Source organism: Saccharopolyspora elongata, assembly GCF_004348985.1.
Taxonomy (GTDB): domain Bacteria; phylum Actinomycetota; class Actinomycetes; order Mycobacteriales; family Pseudonocardiaceae; genus Saccharopolyspora; species Saccharopolyspora elongata.
Genome location: NZ_SMKW01000128.1, coordinates 1 through 17,877, shown reverse-complemented (window position 1 = coordinate 17,877; position 17,877 = coordinate 1). Strand labels below are relative to the sequence as shown.

Sequence of the window (17,877 nt, the reverse complement as noted above, 5' to 3'; positions counted from 1 at the left end):
CAAGGCAAACCCCTCCTGCACCTGCCCGCCCACTGGCCCTGGGCCCAGCACTTCACCACCCTGCACGCCGCCGCCTCATCACCACCAACAGCAGCCTGACCAGCACCAACACCGCCCACACGGGCCCGACCGGAGACCTCGATCAGTGGAACAGGCTGGGCAGACCAGCGGATCACACACGCCCTTCACCACGCCAAAAGATCAACAAAGCGAATCAGAATCACCGCCAACGCCCTCTTCGGTGGATCGAGGCTTAGCCCACCCTCGCAACCGGCACCGCTGCGGGTTCACAATGCCCACCCCTCCGGGGTTCTCCCAGCGAGGACAGCCCCGACGTGGTGAATTGGCATTCATGATGTCGGGGATCCCACAGTGAGAAGGCCTCTGAGGTTCCGCTACTCGCACCGCGAAGCAAGCCAACTACTTCCTATTTTCTCAGTTGTGTGAAGGCTTTCGTCTGCTCGGTCAGTGCTTGCTCGGTCGGCAGCCGCTCCATGCTGCTGGCGCCGTAGAAGCCGTGGCAGCGCTTGGTCCTGGACAGCACGTACGCGGCATCTTCCGGCGTCGAGATCGGCCCGCCGTGGCAGAGCACCAGCACGTCGTCGCGCACTTCGGCCGCCGCCTGCGACCACTCGTCGATCAGGGCCACGCACTCGTCCAGCGGCTTGGCGGTCTCGGCGCCGATCGCGCCGCCGGTCGTCAGCCCTAGGTGGCACACGATGATGTCCGCGCCCGCCTCGGTCATCGCCCTCGCGTCAGCGCTGGAGAAGACGTACGGCGTGGTCAGCAGGTCGGCCTCGCGCGCGGCGGCGACGAGCTCGACCTCCAGGTCGTAGCCCATGCCGGTCTCCTCCAGGTTCGCCCGGAAGGTGCCGTCGATGAGCCCGACGGTCGGGAAGTTCTGGATCCCGGCGAACCCGAGGTCGCGCAGCTCGCCGAGGAACCGGTCGCGCAGCATGAACGGGTCGGTGCCGTTGACGCCGGCCAGCACCGGGGTGTGCCGCACCACCGGCAGCACCTCGCGGGCCATCTCAACCACGATGTCGTTGGCGTTGCCGTAGGCCAGCAGGCCGGCCAGCGAGCCGCGCCCGGCCATCCGGTAGCGGCCGGAGTTGTAGATGACGATCAGGTCGATCCCGCCGGCCTCCTCGCACTTGGCGGACAGGCCGGTGCCCGCGCCGCCGCCGACGATCGGCTCGCCGCGCTCGACCTTGGCGCGGAACCGGCGCATCAGTTCGGCCCGGTCGAATCGGCTCATGCTCTCTCCTACCTGGTTCTCTCGGCAGATCCGGCGACTTCCCGGACCGCCGCGACCAGCGCGGCGGCGAACTCCGGATCGTTGACGTTGTGCGGCACGCGCTCGACGCGCCGGTCCCCGGTCTGCCGCACCTGGCCCTCCAGCGTCTCGAACAGCACCGCGTCCGCCTCGGGGTCGTGGAAGGGCTGCCCCGGGGCGTCCAACGTGGACACTCCACCGACCGGGAGGAGGAAGCGCACCGGGCCGTCGCAGGCGTTGAGCTTGGCGGCGATGAACTCGGCGATGCGCCGGCATTCCGCCGCGGACGTGCGCATCAGCGTGACCTGCGGGTTGTGCACGTACAGGTTGCGGTCCCGGTACTGCGCCGGAACCGTGTCCAGCGCGCCGAAGTTCACCATGTCCAGGGCGCCGCACGAGCCGACGTAGGGCACGCCGGTGCGGGCGATGGCGTCCAGCCGCTGCTCCCCCGCGCTCATCACGCCGCCGGCGATCAGGTCGCACACCTCGGTGGTGGTGATGTCCGCGACGGCGCGGATCAGGCCGTCGTCGACGAGCTTCTCCATGGCGCGACCACCGGTTCCGGTCGCGTGGAACACCAGCGGGTCGTAGTCGGCGGCCAACTGCTCGGCCACGGCCGTCACGCACGGCGTGGTGACGCCGAACATGGACAGCCCGACGGCGGGCTTGTCCTCGGCCTCGAGCACCGGGCGCGTCACGGCGCCCAGCAGCGCGTGCGCGGCGTTCCCCAGCACCTGGCGGGAAATCCGGTTCAGCCCGGCGACATCAGTGACCGACGGGAACATCGCAATGTCGGTGGCGTCCACATAGGCCGAAACGTCGCCGGAGGCCACTGTGGACACCATGACCTTGGGCACGCCGACCGGCAGCGCGCGCATCGCGGGCGTGATCAGCGCGGTGCCGCCCGAGCCGCCGAGCCCGATGATCCCGGCGACGTCCCGCGCGGCCAGGAACCGCTCGAACGCCACGGCCATCGCGGCGACCGCCGAGCCCCGATCGCCGGTGAACACCGCGTCGGGCCCGCCCGGGTGGTGCGCGGCGACCTCGGCGGCCGACACGTCCGCGTCGGATTTCCCGCCGGTGGTGGACAGGTCCACGGTGACCACGGGATGCCCGCCGGCGATCAGCGCGGCGACGTAGTGCAGCTCGGCGCCCTTGGTGTCGAAGGTCCCGACGACGTACGCGCTGCCCATTGGCCCTCCGCGGCTCGGAATCGAGTCAACCCCGCGAAACTCTACTGGCGGCGCCGACCTCGCACAGTCGGCAGATCAGGCGACTACTGCTCCAGCCGCTTCTGCGCCTCGGCCAGGTTCCTGGTGACCTTCTCGATCGCCCGCTCGAAGCCGTCGCTGAGCTTGTCCAGCTCCGTCTCGAACGCCTGCATCGCATGGTCGGGCTTCCTGGCGGCGTCATCGTGTGCGGCGTTGACCGCCTCCCGAACGGCGGCCGCGATGGCCGCGACCCCGCTGCCCAGCAGCAGCGGCTCCAGGTGCAGCTCGTCGACCTTCCCGTCGGCACCGACGGTCACCCGCACGGCGCCCCCGGCAGCACTGCCCTCGCCACGGACGTCGTCCGCCATCACGTGCCCTCCCAAGTCCGAACCCGCCACGACCATCTCACACCGGCGAATCGCTGCGCACGAGAACGGCCCCCGGCGGGATCACCGGGGGCCGTTTCGCCGTTCGGTCAGTGGCTCTTGCCGTCCTTGCCGAAGAACTTGTTCTTGACCTGGTCGATCTTCTCCTTGTTCTTCGGGTCGGAGGCGTACTTCTTGGCCTGGTCGATCACCTTGCGGCCCTGCGGGCTGCTGGCGAAATCGGCGACCTTCTTGAACAGAGACATCGTCGCTCCCGGCGGGTCGGAATCACGGCTACGACCAGGCTACCGACAAATCGGTCACGAATCAGCCGAGGACCCCGCTGATGGACGCGTGGCCCTTCAGCAGGTTCCGCGCGACGGTGCGGCGCTGGATCTCGTCGGTGCCCTCGAAGATGCGCAGCAGCCGCAGGTCGCGGTACCAGCGCTCGACCGGCAGCTCCTTGGTGTAGCCCATGCCGCCGTGCATCTGCAGGACCCGGTCCACGATCTCGTTGGCGCGGGTGGCGCCGAAGAGCTTGGCCACCGACTGCGCGTGACGGGAGTCCATGCCCTGGTCGACCTGCCAGGCCGCCTGCAGCACGAGCCAGCGCAGCGCCTCGATCTCCACCGCGGAGTCGGCGATCATCCACTGGATGGCCTGGCGCTCGGCGATCGGCTTGCCGAAGGTCTCGCGGGTCTTGGCGTATTCCATGCCCATCTCGACGAGCCGCTCGCAGGCGCCGAGGGCATGCGCCGGCAGCAGGTAGCGGCCGCGGCCGATCCACTGCATGGCGAGCTTGAAGCCGTGGCCGACCTCGCCGAGCACGTTGTGCTCCGGGACCCGCACGTTGTCGAACACCAGCGCGGCGGGCTGACGCTCCCACGGGCCCATGATGTCGATCGGCTCGGACTTCCAGCCCGCGTCGCGGTCGGCCAGGAAGCAGGTGACGCCGCCGTTGGCGCCCTTCTCCCGGTCGGTGACGGCGAAGACCATCACGAAGTCGGCGTCGATGCCGCCGGTGATGAAGGTCTTCTCGCCGTTGATGACCCACTCGTCGCCGTCCTTGACGGCGGTGGTGCGCAGGTTCTTGGCGTCCGAGCCGGCGCCGGGCTCGGTGATCGCGAAGCACGACTTGCGGGTGCCCTCGATCGTCGGGAGCAGGTAGCGCTCCTTCTGGTCGTCGTTGGCGTAGTACAGGATGTTGTCGGCGTAGCCGCCGAAGCGGAACGGCACGAAGGTGCGGCCGAGCTCGACCTCGATGAGCGCCGTCATCACCGCCGACAGGCCCATGCCGCCGTACTCCTCGGGCGTCTGCACGCCCCAGAACCCGGCCTGCTTCGCCTTGTCCTGCAGTTCCCGCTGCTCGTCCTTGGTCAGGCCGCGTTCCCCGGCGCGCTCGCGGCGCAGCACCTCCGGTTCCAGCGGCACCAGTTCGCGCTGGACGAAGTTGCGCACCCAGTCGCGGATGTCGCGTTCTGTGTCGGACAGCGAGAAGTCGACCATCGCCGGATCCTTTCCTGCGGCCAGCTAACTAACGTCGTTAGTTTTGTGGCAGCCTAAGGCGGTCCCGGCGACCGCCGCAAGGGATCCGACGAGGAGAAGACGTGCCCAGACCGACCACCCCCCGGCTGTCGCCGGAACGCATCCGGCGGATCGGCCTGGAGATCATCGACGCCGACGGCCTCGAAGCGCTGTCCATGCGGCGGCTGGCCGAACGGCTCGGCGTCCGCGCGGCGTCGCTGTACAACCACGTGTCGACCAAGGACGAGCTGCTGCACGAGATCGCCGACGACGTGATGACCGCGGTGGACGTCTCCGGCTTCGACGCGGACTGGACGACCGGCCTGCGCACCTGGGCGCGCTCCTACCGGGCCGCCCTGATCGCCCACCCGAACCTGGTCCCGTTCCTGGCCTACGGCCCGGCCCGCCGGGAGAACGCGCTGCGCCGGGCGGACGCGGTGCACGGCGGCCTGACCAGGGCGGGCTGGCCGCAGCGCTACGCCACGATGATCGGCGCCTCGACGAAGTACCTGGTGGTGGGCTCGGCGATGGGCTCCTTCAGCGGCGGCTTCCCGGACGACGCGGCGCTCTACGGCGACCGCTTCCCGCACCTGAACAAGGCCCACCTGCTCCGCGAGCACGCGGCGGAGATCGACGCCGACAGCTTCGAGCTGGCCCTGGCGGCCCTGGTCGACGGCCTGGAGAAGCAGTACCGCGAGATCATCGCCTGAGATCACTCACCCGCCCGGTTGACGTGGGTCACGCCGGTTCGTAGCGTCGGCGTTCACACAACCGAATACCGCGCCCACGACGTCGTGCGGGAGAGACTCCGGCCCGTTCCGGGACCGGAGCGCCGAAGGAGCAATTCTCCCCAGCAAACTCTCAGGCACCGGCACCGCACGGCACCAGGCGAACACGGAGAAAAGCAGAAGCGCCCGCTTCTCGCCCACGGTGCAAGCCGTCCCTCGCGGGCGGCGAAACTCTCAGGCCAATGACTCCGGGGAGACCGCCCGACCAGCGCAAGCCCGCGCAGGTCGAGGTCGAGGCGTCCCCGATAAGGTTGGGCTCAGTGAGCTGACCGGCCCTCGACTGCCGACCGGCGCCCACCAGGAGGAGTCTCACCATGTCGTCGCCACGACAGACGCCCTTGCACCACGTGCACGAAGCCCTCGGGGCGACGTTCACCGAATTCGCCGGCTGGCGGATGCCGCTGCGCTACTCGGGCGACACCGCCGAGCACAACGCGGTGCGCACCGGCGCCGGTCTGTTCGACCTGACCCACATGGGTGAGATCCGGATCAGCGGGCCGCAGGCCGCCGAGGCGCTGGACTACGCGCTGGTCGCCAACGCGTCCGCGATCAAGCCCGGCCGCGCCCGCTACACGATGATCTGCAACGCCGCCGGCGGCGTGCTCGACGACCTGATCGTCTACCGGCTCGGCGACGAGGAGTTCCTGGTGGTGGCCAACGCGGCGAACGCCGCCGTGGTCTCCGCCGAGCTGGCCGAGCGCATCGGCGGCTTCGACGCCGAGCACCAGGACGTCTCCGACGACTACGCGCTGATCGCGGTGCAGGGCCCGAACGCGGTCGCGATCCTCGCGCCGCTGACCGACACCGACCTCGCCGAGGTCAAGTACTACGCGGGCTACCGCAGCCGGGTCGCGGGCAAGGACGTGCTGCTGGCGCGCACCGGTTACACCGGCGAGGACGGCTTCGAGCTGTTCACCGCGCCCGGCGACGCCGAGGCGGTCTGGCAGGCGCTGACCGAGTCCGGCGCCGAGCAGGGCCTGCAGCCCGCCGGGTTGTCCTGCCGCGACACGTTGCGGCTGGAGGCCGGCATGCCGCTGTACGGCAACGAGCTGTCCGCCGAGCTCACGCCCTTCCACGCCAACCTCGGCCGGGTGGTCAAGCTGGACAAGGCCGGCGACTTCGTCGGCAAGGACGCGCTGGCCGCCGCGGCCGAGAAGCCCACCGAGCGCACGCTGGTCGGTTTGAGCACCGAGCAGCGCCGGGCGCCCCGGCACGGCTACCGCGTGCTGGACGCCGACGGCGCCGAGATCGGCGTCGTGACCAGCGGCGCCCCCTCCCCGACGCTCGGCCACCCGATCGGGATGGCCTACGTGGACCGCGACCACAGCGAACCCGGCACGCAGCTGCAGGTCGACATCCGCGGCAAGGCCGTCGCGGTGCAGGTCGTCGAGCTGCCGTTCTACCGCCGCAATGCCTGAAGAGAAATACACAGGAGGCAACACCATGTCGACACCGGACCTGTTCAACGACCAGCTGGCCGCGGTGGACCCCGAGGTGGCAGCGGCGGTCGGCGCCGAACTCAACCGCCAGCAGAGCACGCTGGAGATGATCGCCTCGGAGAACTTCGCACCGCAGGCCGTCCTCGAGGCGCAGGGCTCGGTGCTGACCAACAAGTACGCCGAGGGCTACCCGGGCCGCCGCTACTACGGCGGCTGCGAGCACGTCGACGTCATCGAGCAGCTGGCCATCGACCGGGTCAAGGAGCTCTTCGGCGCGAGCTTCGCCAACGTGCAGCCGCACTCGGGCGCGCAGGCCAACGCGGCGGCGATGTTCGCGCTGCTCAAGCCTGGTGACACGATCATGGGCCTGGACCTGGCGCACGGCGGTCACCTGACCCACGGCATGCGGATCAACTTCTCCGGCAAGCTCTACAACGTGGTGCCGTACCACGTGCGCGAGGACGACCACCGCGTCGACATGGACGAGGTCGCCAAGCTGGCGCGGGAGAACAAGCCGCAGCTGATCATCGCCGGCTGGTCGGCGTACCCGCGGCAGCTGGACTTCAAGCGGTTCCGGGAGATCGCCGACGAGGTCGGCGCCTACCTGATGGTCGACATGGCGCACTTCGCCGGCCTGGTGGCCGCCGGGCTGCACCCAAGCCCGGTGCCGCACGCCCACGTCGTCACCACCACCACGCACAAGACGCTCGGCGGTCCGCGCGGTGGCGTGATCCTGTCGGCGGACACGGAGTTCGCGAAGAAGTTCAACTCGGCGGTGTTCCCGGGCCAGCAGGGCGGGCCGCTGGAGCACGTGATCGCCGGCAAGGCGGTGTCGTTCAAGGTCGCCGCGTCGCCGGAGTTCGCCGACCGGCAGCGCCGCACCGTGGAGGGCGCGCAGATCCTGGCCGAGCGGCTGCTCGCCGACGACGCCGTCAAGGCCGGCGTGCAGCTGGTCTCCGGCGGCACCGACGTGCACCTGGTGCTGGTGGACCTGCGGGACTCCGAGCTGGACGGCAAGCAGGCCGAGGACCGGCTGCACGAGATCGGCATCACCGTCAACCGCAACGCGGTGCCCAACGACCCGCGGCCGCCGATGGTGACCTCCGGGCTGCGCATCGGCACCCCGGCGCTGGCCACCCGCGGCTTCGGCAAGGAGGACTTCACCGAGGTCGCCGACATCATCGCCGAGGCCCTCAAGCCGGGCTTCGACGAGTCGGCGAGCGCGAAGCTCCGGGAGCGGGTGGAGGCCCTGGCCGCCAAGCACCCGCTATACCCGAACCTCTGACATGTGATCGGCAGGTAGCCCCCGAACGCCGCATTTCGGTCCGCAATGACCGAAATGCGGCCTTTCGCGTTTGCGTCCAAAGTGGACGATGTTGGAACTGGGAAAAGGCTCGATTTCAACTGTGCCCAATCGCTTGCCAGCACTGCCCGAATGCCGGAGTATCTGCGCAGTTTCAGCGAAACACGCTGGCGATTAAGGAGTCACGTTCGATGAGCCAACCAGAGGCCGAGGAGTACCGGAAGGATCTGAGTACCCGGCACATCAACATGATCGCGATCGGCGGGGCGATCGGGGTCGGGCTGTTCCTCGGCTCCGGCAAGGCGCTGCACCAGGTCGGGCCCGGCTTGATCCTGATCTACGCGATCGCCGGGCTGATGATCTTCTTCGTGATGCGAGCGCTCGGCGAGCTGCTGATGTACCGCCCGGTGAGCGGATCGTTCGCGGAGTACGCGGGCGAGTTCGTGGGCCCGTGGGCCAAGTTCGCGGTGGGCTGGGGCTACTGGCTGGTGTGGATCGTCACCGGCATGGCCGAGATCACCGCGGTCGGTGAGTACTTCCAGTTCTGGTTCCCGCACGTGCCGCAGTGGATTCCCGCCCTGGGAGCGCTGATCGTGCTCTCCGGCGTGAACCTGATCGCGGTGAAGCTCTTCGGCGAGTTCGAGTTCTGGTTCGCGCTGATCAAGGTGCTGGCCATCATCGGCCTGATCGTGCTCGCCGCCGCGATCCTGGTGTTCGGCTTCAGCGACCTCGGGGACACCGCGTCGCTGAGCAACATCTGGTCCCACGGCGGGTTGTTCCCCAACGGCGCGGCGTCGTCGCTGCTGGCGTTCCAGATCGTCATGTTCGCCTTCGTCGGCGTGGAGATGGTCGGCCAGACCGCCAGCGAGAGCAAGAACCCGCAGAAGGTCCTGCCGCGGGCCATCAACTCGGTGATGTGGCGGATCCTGATCTTCTACGTCGGCGCGCTGATCGCCCTGACCGCGCTGGTCCCGTGGACCCAGTTCCCGACCACCGGCAGCCCGTTCGTGCACGCATTCACCCTGATCGGCATCCCGGCCGCCGCCGGCGTGATCAACTTCGTGGTGACCACCGCCGCGCTGTCGTCCTGCAACAGCGGCATCTACTCCACCGCGCGGATGCTGCGCACCCTGTCGGAGGACCGCCAGGCGCCGCGCTCGGTGGGACGCCTCAGCGGCCGTGCGGTGCCCGCGCGGGCCATCGGGATCACGTTCTGCGCGATGCTGATCGGCGTGGTGCTCAACTACTTCGTGCCGGAGCAGGCGTTCACCTACATCACCAGCGCCAGCACCGCCGGCGCCATCTTCACCTGGGGCATGATCGTGATCGCGCACCTGGTCTACCGGCGCAAGGTCGCCCGGGGCGAACTCCCGGCCGGGCCGTTCCGGATGCCGCTCGCCCCGTACTCCAACTACGTCGTGCTGGCCTTCCTCGCGTTCGTCGTGGTGCTGCTGGCCTTCGACGCCGAAACCCGGATCGCGCTGTACATCACCCCGGTGCTCGCGATCGCGATGGTGATCGGCTACCTCGCGGTGCGCGACAAGCAGCCGCAGCAGGAGGCCGCGAACAGGTGAACGCCTGATCAGGATTCCAGGTAGTGCAGGACGGCGAGGACCCGGCGGCTGTAGCCGGTGGTGCGGGCGAGGTCGAGCTTGTCGAAGATCGCGTTCGCGTGCTTCTCCACCGCGCTCTGCGAGATGTGCAGGTGGGTGGCGATGCCGGCGTTGGTACGGCCCTGCGCCATCTGTTCGAGGACGTCCCGTTCACGGGGCGTCAGCAGCGACTGCGGATCGCGGCCGCTGCCGGACAGCAGGCGCCGCACCACCTCCGGGTCGAACGCCACTCCCCCGTCGGCCACCCGCTGGAGGGCGTCGAGGAACTCGTCGACCTGCACCACCCTGTCCTTGAGCAGGTATCCGACCCGCGCGGTGTCGCCGGTGAGCAGCTCGACCGCGTAGCGCTTCTCCACGTACTGCGAGAGCACCAGCACGCCGACGGCGGGGAACCGGCGCCGGATCTCCAGCGCGGCGCGCAGGCCGTCGTCGGTGTGCGTGGGCGGCATCCGGACGTCGACGACGGCCACGTCCGGCTGCCACGCCGCCACCTCCGAGAGGAGGCTCGGCGCGTCCCCGACGGCGGCCACCACGTCGTGCCCCTCCTCCGCCAGCAGGCGCACCAGTCCTTCGCGCAGCAGGGTGGAATCGTCGGCCAGGATCACCCGCACGGCAGCTCCGCGACGATCGTCGTCGGGCCGCCGACCGGACTGTCCACTGTGAACTTCCCGTCCAGCGCCGCGACGCGCCGGGCCAGGCCGGAAAGCCCGGCACCGCGCACCGATGCGCCGCCGGCGCCGTCGTCGTCCACCCGAACCACGAGCCACCCCTCTTCCCGTTCGACCCGGACGGTGACGATACCCGCGCCCGAGTGCTTGGCCGCGTTCGTCACGGCCTCCGAAACCACGAAGTACGCCACGGCCTCGACCTCCACGGCCGGCCGCTGCGCCACCTCGTACCGCAGCTCGACCGGCATCCCGGCCCGCTCCACCAGCGCCGCCAGGGCCGGGTGCAGGCCCCCGGCGTCCAGCGCTGCCGGGTAGACCCGCCACGCGACATCGCGGAAATCCCGGAGTATTTCCTGGGATTCCTCGTGCGCCTGGCGCAGCAGACCGGCGGCCCGGTCGCCGTCGTCGCCGGCGCGCCGGGCCCGGCCGATCAGCATGCCCAGCGCCACCAGCCGCTGCTGCACGCCGTCGTGCAGGTCGCGTTCGATGCGGCGGCGTTCCTCGTGGATCGCGGCGACCACATCGGAGCGCGTGGTGGACAGCTGTTCCACCCGTTGCCGGAGCTGCTCGGCCCGGTCCGGTTCCAGGAACCGCTCGCCGAGCGCGCGGTCCATGACCGCGACGCCCGCGAGCCCGGTCAACGCCAGGAAGCCCAGCACCGAGCAGAAAACGATCAGGTAGACCGTGAGCCAGAACTTCTCGGTGCCGGAACGACCTTCCAGCGGATCTCCGACGGTGGCCCAGAGCTCGACGAGTTCGACCAGCATGCCGACCGCGCCGTAGGCGATCAGGAAGAGCACGATGCCACCGAGCAGCCCGACCGCGCAGCGGACCGCCAGGTACCGCAGCGCGCGAGCGCCGCCGGGTCGGCCGGCATGGCTGCTGTCCAGGTACTTCGCCAGGCGCCGCCGTTCGAGTTCGGTCAGCGCCTGCGCCCCGGCGAACGACAGCGAGGCGACCCGGGATCGCAGCCGGGGCAAGATCAGCAGTGCGGTCAGCGCCAGACCGGCCGACAGCACGAAGACGAGTTCGGCAAGCGCCGTGCCCGCACCGAGCACGACGCCGAGGAACACCCGCAGCCATCGACGCATGATCCGAGCCTAGCCACGGCGACAACCTGCGGTTTTCCACAGGTGGGTCGCCGGGAAACCGCATTCCGCGCGGTGCCACGGATTCCTAGCGTTCGGATCATGAACTTCCTCGCGCAGCCCGGCACCGCCCAGACCGATGGACTGGTCGGCTGGATCACCGGGCTCATGGAAACCATCGGCGGCCCCGGCGCGGGGCTGGCGGTGGCACTGGAGAACCTGTTCCCGCCCATCCCCAGCGAGGTGATCCTGCCGCTGGCCGGATTTGCCGCGAGCCGGGGCACGATGAGCCTGCTCGGCGCGATCCTGTGGACCACGCTCGGCTCGCTGGCCGGCGCGGTCGTGCTGTACTACCTCGGCGCGTGGCTGGGCCGCGACCGCACCCGCGCGATCGCGGCGAAGCTGCCGCTGGTCAAGGTGTCCGATGTGGACCGGACCGAGGCGTGGTTCGCCCGGCACGGCACGAAAGCGGTGTTCCTGGGCCGGATGGTGCCGATCTTCCGCAGCTTCATCTCGCTGCCCGCCGGGGTGGAGCGGATGCCGATGCCGGCCTTCCTGGTGCTGACCGCGCTCGGCAGCCTGATCTGGAACACCGCGCTGGTGCTCGCCGGCTACCTGCTGGGGCAGAGCTGGTGGATCGTCGAGTCCTACGTGGGGATCTTCCAGAAGGTCGTCGTCGTCGCGGTGGTCGTCGCGGTCGTCTGGTTCGTGGCCGCGCGGGTCGTCCGGATGCGCAAGGCCCGGGCGTGACTCACGGTTCGAGCTCGGCGCGCAGCCACTCGTGGAACTCGCCGATGTGGTGTTCCGAGGGCACCAGCACGCCACCGCTGGCATAGGCGCGGGAGCTCATCGCCGGCTGGCAGCGCTCGCAGGCGTCGAAGTCCTGCTGGTTGACCCGGTGGAACAGCTCGACCGAGCGCGACACGTCGTGGCCCCGCTCGACCACCTCCGGCGCGTACAGCCAGTCGCACTCGACGAGCGTGCGGTCGGCCGCGAGCGGGAACATCCGGTGCACGATCACGTGGTCCGGCACCAGGTTCAGGAAGACCTGGGGCCGGACCGTGATCGCGTAGTACCGCCGGTCGTGCTCGTCGCCGACGCCGTCCAGCCGCCCGAACCCGCCGCTGCCGTCCACCGTGAACCCCTCGACGTCCGAGCCGAACTCGGCGCCGTGGCCGACGTAGTACTGGGCGGCGTAGCCGTCGGCGAACTCCGGCAGAACCTCGGTGAGCTCCGGGTGGATCGTCGCGCAGTGGTAGCACTCCATGAAGTTCTCGATGATCAGCTTCCAGTTGGCCCGCACGTCGTAGCTGATCCGGCGGCCGAGCGCGAGCCCGTCGACGCCGTAGCCGCCGATCACGTCGTCGCCGCCGAGCCGCCCGGAGACGGCCCCGATCACGGTGTCCTCGAACGACGGCGGTTCGTCGGCCAGGCAGACCCACGCGTAGCCGAGCCATTCGCGCAGCGCGACCGGGATCAGCCCGTACCGCGTCCGGTCGACGTCCGGCATCGAGGTGAGGTTCGGCGCCGCGATCAGCTTGCCGTCGGTGCCGTAAGTCCAGGCGTGGTAAGGACATTGGAAGGACCGCTTCACCTGCCCGGCGTCCGCGACGCACAGCCGAGCGCCGCGGTGGCGGCAGATGTTCAGGAACGCCCGCAGGGCGCCGTCGCGGCCCCTAGCGATCAGCACGCTCTCCCTCCCCACCTGGACGGTCTGGAACTGCCCGGCCACGGCGAGGTCGGCGACGCGCACGGCGCAGAACCACATCGCGCCGAAGATCCGGTCCTGCTCCAGCGCGAACAGCTCGGGGTCGGTGTAGTAGTGGCCGGGCAGCGTGGAGATGAGGCTGGACTCCTGGTCCGTGGTCGTCATGGTGTCCCTTTCAGCTGCGCAGACGCTTCATCTCGGGGTCGAACAGCGGCTCCTCGGCGACCACCGCTGGCACCTTCTCGCCGAAGTACTCGATCTCCACGGCGTTACCGGGCACGGCGAGCGAGCCGGGCAGCCAGGCGTACGCGATGCTCTCGCCGATGCTGTAGCCGTAGGCCGCGCTGGTGACGTAGCCGACCGGAGCGCCGTCGGCATGAACGGGCTCGGCCCCCATGACCACGGTCTCCCGGTCCTTGATCAGCAGCGGGCTCAGCCGGCGGCGGGCCTCGCGCCGCCGCAACGCGTCGCGGCCGAGGAAGTCCTTGTCCATCCGGACGGCGAACCCGACGCCGGCCTCGAACGGATCGTGCTCGGTGGTCATGTCCGCGCCCCACGACCGGTAGCCCTTCTCCAGCCGCAGGCTGTTGAAGGCGCTGCGACCGGCGGCGATGATCCCGTGCTGCTGCCCGGCGTCCCACAGCGCGTCCCAGAGCCTGCGCCCCTGGTCGGCGTCGGTGTACAGCTCCCAGCCGAGCTCGCCCACGTAGGACAGGCGCATGGCGGTCACCGGGACGCCGCCGACGAACGCGCGCTTGTTCTTGAAGAAGCCGAACCCCTCGTGCGAGAAGTCGGTGCTGGTCAGCGACTGCACGAGCGCGCGCGCGAGCGGGCCCCACACGCCGATGCAGCAGGTCCCGCCGGTGATGTCCCGGACCTGCACCCGGCCGTCGTCGGGCAGCTGCCGCCGCATCCGGGCCAGGTCGAGATTGCCGTTGGCGCCGACCTGGAAGCGCTGCTCGGACAGCCGGGCCACGGTGAGGTCGCTGCGCACCCCGCCGGCGGCGTCCAGGGACAGGGTGTAGGTGACCGAACCGGGTTTCTTCGCGAGCTGGTTGGTGGTCAGCCACTGCAGGAATTCCAGCGCCCCGGGCCCGGTCACCTCCAGTCGCTTGAGCGGCGTCATGTCGAACAGCGCGACGCGCTTGCGGGTGACCAGGGCCTCGGCCCCGGCGATCGGCGACCAGAACCGCGAGGCCCAGTCCCCGCGACCGGGCACCTCCTCGACCTCCGGCAGCCCGGCGTTGGCCGCGTACCAATGCGGGCGTTCCCATCCGGAGGCTTCGAGGAACTCGGCGCCGAGCTCCTGCTGCCGCTCGTAGAACGGGCTCGTCCGCATCGGCCGCGGCTCCTGCCCGGGTTCGAGCGGGTGCAGGATGTCGTAGACCTCGACGAAGCTGCGGCAACTGCGCGCGTGCACGTATTCGGGGCTGCGCTGCGCGGGTTCGAACCGGTTGAGATCGCACGAGTGCAGGGACTCCGCGGGCTGCCCGTCTACGAGCCACTGCGCCATCGCCCGGGCGACCCCGGCGGAGTGCGTGATCCACACGGCCTCGGCCAGCCAGAACCCGCGCAGGTCGGGATGCTCGCCGAGCAGCGGCATCCCGTCCGGGGTGAAGGAGAACAGACCGTTGATCCCCTCGACGACCTCGGTGCCGGCCAGCGCGGGCAGCAGCGAAACGGCGTCCTCCCAGCCGGGCCGGAAGTCGGCGGCGGTGAACGGCTCGATCGACGGCATCTCGCCGGTCTGGCCGGGGGCGCGGATGTCGGCGGCGTCGATCGGCAGGGGGCGGTGCCCGTAGTAGCCGATGCCGATGCGGTCGACGTGCTCCCGGAAGTAGAGGTCGGCGTCCTGGTGCCGCAGGATCGGCAGCCCGGCCTCGGTCCGCTCGTCGTTGCGCCCGGCGATGGCGGCGACCGGCCCGGTCTTGGCGTACTGGTGCGCCATCGGCACGAGCGGGACGTCGAGGTCCACCAGCGCACCGATGCGAGGCCCCCACATTCCGACGCAGGAGATGACGACGTCGGCGGGGAACCGGTCCTGTTCGGTGACGACGGCGGTCACCCGTCCGCCGCTGCGCTCGACGGAAACGACACGCTGCCCGGGCAGGAACCGCGCGCCCCGAGCCATCGCACGCCGCGCCTGCGCTTCGGCGGCGCGCACCGGCTTGGCCAGCCCGTCGGTGGGAATGTGCAGCCCGCCGAGGATCCGCGCCGGATCGACCAGCGGGTGCAGCTCGGCGCACTCATCGGGGCCGATCAGGTGGCTTTCGACGCCCCACGAGGTGAGCCAGCCGTGCCGCCGCTCGACCTCGTCCCAGCGCGCCGCGGAACCGGCGACCTCGAGCCCGCCGAGCTGCCGGAAGCACCATTCGCCGTCGAGGTCGAGACTGCGGTACTTGGCGGCGGTGTAGGCCGCGAACCGGGTCATGGTCCGGCACGGGTTGGCCTGGAACACCAGGCCGGGGGCGTGCGAGGTGGAGCCGCCGGTGGCGAACAGCAGGCCCTGTTCGAGGACGGTGACGTCGGTCCAGCCGCGTTCGGTGAGCTCGTCGGCCAGCGAGCAGCCGACGATTCCGGCTCCGATGACGACCACGCGGGGTTGGTTGCCCATGAGGCCTCCTGGGTGGGTGCGTCGACGCCGGCAGCACGGGGTCACCGGCTCAAGAAGCAGCAGGGATTTTGTTGCGCTATGCGCGCCGAGTTTCGATGAGAGCAACACCGTCGCCGGTAGCGCCGGGGGCCGTCAAGAGCACAAGACGGGTTTTTCGGCCGTGTAACACGAATGGAGGCCGCGCACGATGTGCCGACCGAACCCCTTGACGAGCCCGGGACCGAAGCCGCACATTGTTGCGCATCGCACTCCGTGTTCTGGATAGCGCAACGGAGGTCCAAGATGTTCGAAGCCTGCCGAGTGTCCGATCTGCCGCCCGGCGAGTCCGTCCGCATCGAGGCGCACGTCCCGATCGCGGTGTTCAACGTGGAAGGCGACCTCTACGCCATCGACGACACCTGCACCCACCAGGACGCCTCGCTGGCGGAGGGCTGGGTGGAGGACTGCCGGGTCGAGTGCCCGCTGCACGCGGCGGCGTTCGACCTGCGCACGGGCCTGCCGTGCGGTCTGCCGGCGAAGCGCCCGGTGCGGACGTACCCGGTGCAGGTCGCGGACGGAACGATCTACATCGAGACCGAAGCGCAGGAAGTCGCATGAGGGCGGTCGCGATCGTCGGTGCGTCCCTGGCCGGCTGGCGAGCGGCGCAGGAACTGCGCGCGCAGGGCTTCGAGGGCCGGATAGAGCTGATCGGAGACGAACCGCACCGGCCGTACGACCGACCGCCGCTGTCGAAGGACTTCCTCGCGGGGAAGCAAGAAGCGAGCGACCTCGCGCTGGCGGACGAACCGGACCTCGCCGAAGTGGACGCGACCTGGCGCCTGGGCCGACGCGCGGTCGCCCTGTCGACGGCGGACGGCACGATCGAGCTGGACGACGGCACCCACTGCCGGGCGGATGGGGTGGTGATCGCAACCGGCGCAACCCCGAGGACGCTGCCCGCAACGCCACCAGGAGTGCACACGCTGCGCACCCTCGACGACGCGATAGCCCTGCGCGACGACCTGCGCCCGGGAGCGCGAGCGGTGATCGTCGGCGCCGGATTCGTGGGCGCCGAAGTGGCATCGACCTGCCGAATGCTAGGTCTTGGCGTGACGGTGGTGGAAGCGCTCGAAGTCCCGCTCGCGCACGTCGTGGGCCCGGAACTGGGCGCGGTGTGCGCAGCCCTGCACGCGGACCACGACGTACAACTGCTCTGCGGAGCAGGAGTCGAACGACTGCACGGGGAGCACAGGGTCACGGCGGTCGAGCTGACGGACGGCACCGTCCTCCCGACCGATGTGGTGGTGATCGGCATCGGAGCCCGCCCGAACACCGACTGGCTGCACGGTTCGGGCGTGACGGTGTCGAACGGCGTGCAGTGCGACGCAGGCGGAGTCACAAACCTGCCGAACGTGGTGGCGGTCGGCGACGTGGCCAGCTACGGCACGCCGAACGGAGCGCAACGGTTCGAGCACTGGACAACGGCGCTGGAACAACCGGCAACGGCGATCCACAACCTCCTCGCGGGACGCACGGCTCGGAACTTCACGACGGTGCCGTACTTCTGGTCGGAGCAGTACGGAGTCCGAATCCAGTTCGCGGGCCACGCGAACCCGAAGGACGAAGTGGAAATAGTCGACGGGGCACCGGACGACCGCCGCTTCGTAGCCCGGTTCCACCGAGCGAACGAAACGACGGCATTCCTAGCGATGAACAACCCGAAGCTGTTCACCAAACACCGCAGACAACTAACCGCAAAACCCACAACACCGGTCGGCTGACCCCACGCCGCACATCCGGGCGTCACGATTCGCCCGCCGGGCCCCGTGGTGCGGGGATGAGCTCCCGGAGGTACACGCGGTGCCGGGCGGGCAGTGCTCTGCCGCCTGGCCTGGGTGTTCTCCTTGGGTCCACTGTGGGCGGTGGGATGAATTCGGGTCGCCCGTCGCGCATGGTGATGTCCCACCGCTGGTTGTGAAGCGTCCGGTGGTGGTGACCGCAGAGCATGACCATGTTGTCCAAGTCGGTTCGTCCGCCGTCGACCCAATGCTGAACGTGGTGCGCTTCAGGCGTCCCCGGCGGGCGGTCGCACCCGGGGAAGGCACACACCCCATCGCGCCGAAGCAACGCGGCGCGAATGTGAATGGGCGCGGTGCGTTTCGCTCTGCCCACGGCCAGTGGGAGACTGTCGCCACCAAGGACGATGGGCAGGATTTCGGCGTCGCAGGCGATCCTGCGTGCGTTCTGGGCGGTGATGGCGCGTTCGGTGTTCAGCGTGCCGGGCATGCCGTCCTCGCCGAG

At 69.8% G+C, this 17,877-nt stretch carries 17 protein-coding genes and 2 riboswitches; of the genes, 7 read left to right on the top strand and 10 right to left on the bottom strand.

Annotated features, from left to right (window positions below; translation table 11 throughout):
- Positions 1–427: 427 nt before the first annotated feature.
- From E1288_RS43480 to E1288_RS43465, 5 genes are all read right to left on the bottom strand, one after another.
- A complete protein-coding gene (locus E1288_RS43480; RefSeq protein ID WP_132494804.1) occupies positions 428–1,258 on the bottom strand; it encodes a phosphoenolpyruvate hydrolase family protein in 831 nt (276 codons plus the stop codon).
- Between the two features lie 8 nt (positions 1,259–1,266).
- Positions 1,267–2,469: a Tm-1-like ATP-binding domain-containing protein gene (locus tag E1288_RS43475; protein WP_132494802.1), complete on the bottom strand. Its 1,203-nt coding sequence runs from the start codon at positions 2,467–2,469 to the stop codon at positions 1,267–1,269.
- 83 nt (positions 2,470–2,552) lie between these two features.
- The gene (locus E1288_RS43470; RefSeq protein ID WP_165968585.1) at positions 2,553–2,855 is read right to left on the bottom strand and encodes a YbaB/EbfC family nucleoid-associated protein; all 303 of its coding nucleotides are present in this window, start codon (positions 2,853–2,855) and stop codon (positions 2,553–2,555) included.
- A 107-nt stretch (positions 2,856–2,962) separates the two neighbouring features.
- A complete protein-coding gene (locus E1288_RS47650; protein ID WP_010306908.1) occupies positions 2,963–3,118 on the bottom strand; it encodes a hypothetical protein in 156 nt (51 codons plus the stop codon).
- Positions 3,119–3,179: 61 nt separating this feature from the next.
- Entirely contained in the window at positions 3,180–4,358 is a 1,179-nt protein-coding gene (locus E1288_RS43465) for an acyl-CoA dehydrogenase family protein (protein ID WP_132494798.1), read from the bottom strand.
- Between the two features lie 101 nt (positions 4,359–4,459).
- Between E1288_RS43465 and E1288_RS43460 the strand changes: the two genes are divergently transcribed.
- From E1288_RS43460 to E1288_RS43445, 4 genes are all read left to right on the top strand, one after another.
- Positions 4,460–5,086 (top strand): TetR/AcrR family transcriptional regulator, encoded by a 627-nt coding sequence (locus E1288_RS43460; RefSeq protein WP_132494796.1) that lies wholly within the window; start codon positions 4,460–4,462, stop codon positions 5,084–5,086.
- Positions 5,087–5,163: 77 nt separating this feature from the next.
- A riboswitch (glycine riboswitch) is annotated at positions 5,164–5,263 on the top strand.
- A riboswitch (glycine riboswitch) is annotated at positions 5,264–5,363 on the top strand.
- Positions 5,364–5,478: 115 nt separating this feature from the next.
- Entirely contained in the window at positions 5,479–6,582 is a 1,104-nt protein-coding gene (gene gcvT, locus E1288_RS43455; RefSeq protein ID WP_132494794.1) for a glycine cleavage system aminomethyltransferase GcvT, read from the top strand.
- Between the two features lie 25 nt (positions 6,583–6,607).
- A complete protein-coding gene (gene glyA, locus E1288_RS43450; protein ID WP_132494792.1) occupies positions 6,608–7,888 on the top strand; it encodes a serine hydroxymethyltransferase in 1,281 nt (426 codons plus the stop codon).
- A 209-nt stretch (positions 7,889–8,097) separates the two neighbouring features.
- Positions 8,098–9,480, top strand: coding sequence for an amino acid permease (locus tag E1288_RS43445; RefSeq protein WP_132494790.1), 1,383 nt, complete (start codon positions 8,098–8,100; stop codon positions 9,478–9,480).
- 8 nt (positions 9,481–9,488) lie between these two features.
- Here the strand turns inward: E1288_RS43445 and E1288_RS43440 are convergent, their stop codons facing one another.
- Together E1288_RS43440 and E1288_RS43435 are read right to left on the bottom strand one after the other, a co-directional pair.
- On the bottom strand, positions 9,489–10,130 hold the full coding sequence (locus tag E1288_RS43440; RefSeq protein WP_132494788.1) for a response regulator: 642 nt from the start codon (positions 10,128–10,130) through the stop codon (positions 9,489–9,491).
- A complete protein-coding gene (locus E1288_RS43435; RefSeq protein ID WP_132494786.1) occupies positions 10,121–11,278 on the bottom strand; it encodes a sensor histidine kinase in 1,158 nt (385 codons plus the stop codon). Before E1288_RS43435 ends, E1288_RS43440 begins: the two co-directional genes overlap by 10 nt.
- A gap of 99 nt (positions 11,279–11,377) precedes the next feature.
- Between E1288_RS43435 and E1288_RS43430 the strand changes: the two genes are divergently transcribed.
- Positions 11,378–12,025: a DedA family protein gene (locus tag E1288_RS43430; protein WP_132494784.1), complete on the top strand. Its 648-nt coding sequence runs from the start codon at positions 11,378–11,380 to the stop codon at positions 12,023–12,025.
- 1 nt (position 12,026) lies between these two features.
- On the opposite strand, the gene E1288_RS43425 is transcribed toward E1288_RS43430, so the two are convergent.
- Together E1288_RS43425 and E1288_RS43420 are read right to left on the bottom strand one after the other, a co-directional pair.
- Positions 12,027–13,148: an aromatic ring-hydroxylating oxygenase subunit alpha gene (locus tag E1288_RS43425; protein ID WP_132494782.1), complete on the bottom strand. Its 1,122-nt coding sequence runs from the start codon at positions 13,146–13,148 to the stop codon at positions 12,027–12,029.
- Positions 13,149–13,158: 10 nt separating this feature from the next.
- Positions 13,159–15,597, bottom strand: a complete 2,439-nt coding sequence (locus E1288_RS43420) for a GcvT family protein (protein WP_132494780.1) — start codon at positions 15,595–15,597, stop codon at positions 13,159–13,161.
- A 282-nt stretch (positions 15,598–15,879) separates the two neighbouring features.
- Here E1288_RS43420 and E1288_RS43415 point away from each other — a divergent pair, with 282 nt between their 5' ends.
- Together E1288_RS43415 and E1288_RS43410 are read left to right on the top strand one after the other, a co-directional pair.
- Positions 15,880–16,194: a bifunctional 3-phenylpropionate/cinnamic acid dioxygenase ferredoxin subunit gene (locus tag E1288_RS43415; protein WP_132494778.1), complete on the top strand. Its 315-nt coding sequence runs from the start codon at positions 15,880–15,882 to the stop codon at positions 16,192–16,194.
- Positions 16,191–17,357 carry an NAD(P)/FAD-dependent oxidoreductase gene (locus E1288_RS43410; protein WP_132494776.1) on the top strand — a complete coding sequence of 389 codons (1,167 nt, stop codon included), beginning with the start codon at positions 16,191–16,193 and terminating at the stop codon, positions 17,355–17,357. The genes E1288_RS43415 and E1288_RS43410 overlap by 4 nt, the downstream gene beginning before the upstream one ends.
- Positions 17,358–17,379: 22 nt before the next feature.
- On the opposite strand, the gene E1288_RS43405 is transcribed toward E1288_RS43410, so the two are convergent.
- A complete protein-coding gene (locus E1288_RS43405; RefSeq protein ID WP_235884224.1) occupies positions 17,380–17,862 on the bottom strand; it encodes an HNH endonuclease signature motif containing protein in 483 nt (160 codons plus the stop codon).
- Positions 17,863–17,877: the final 15 nt, after the last annotated feature.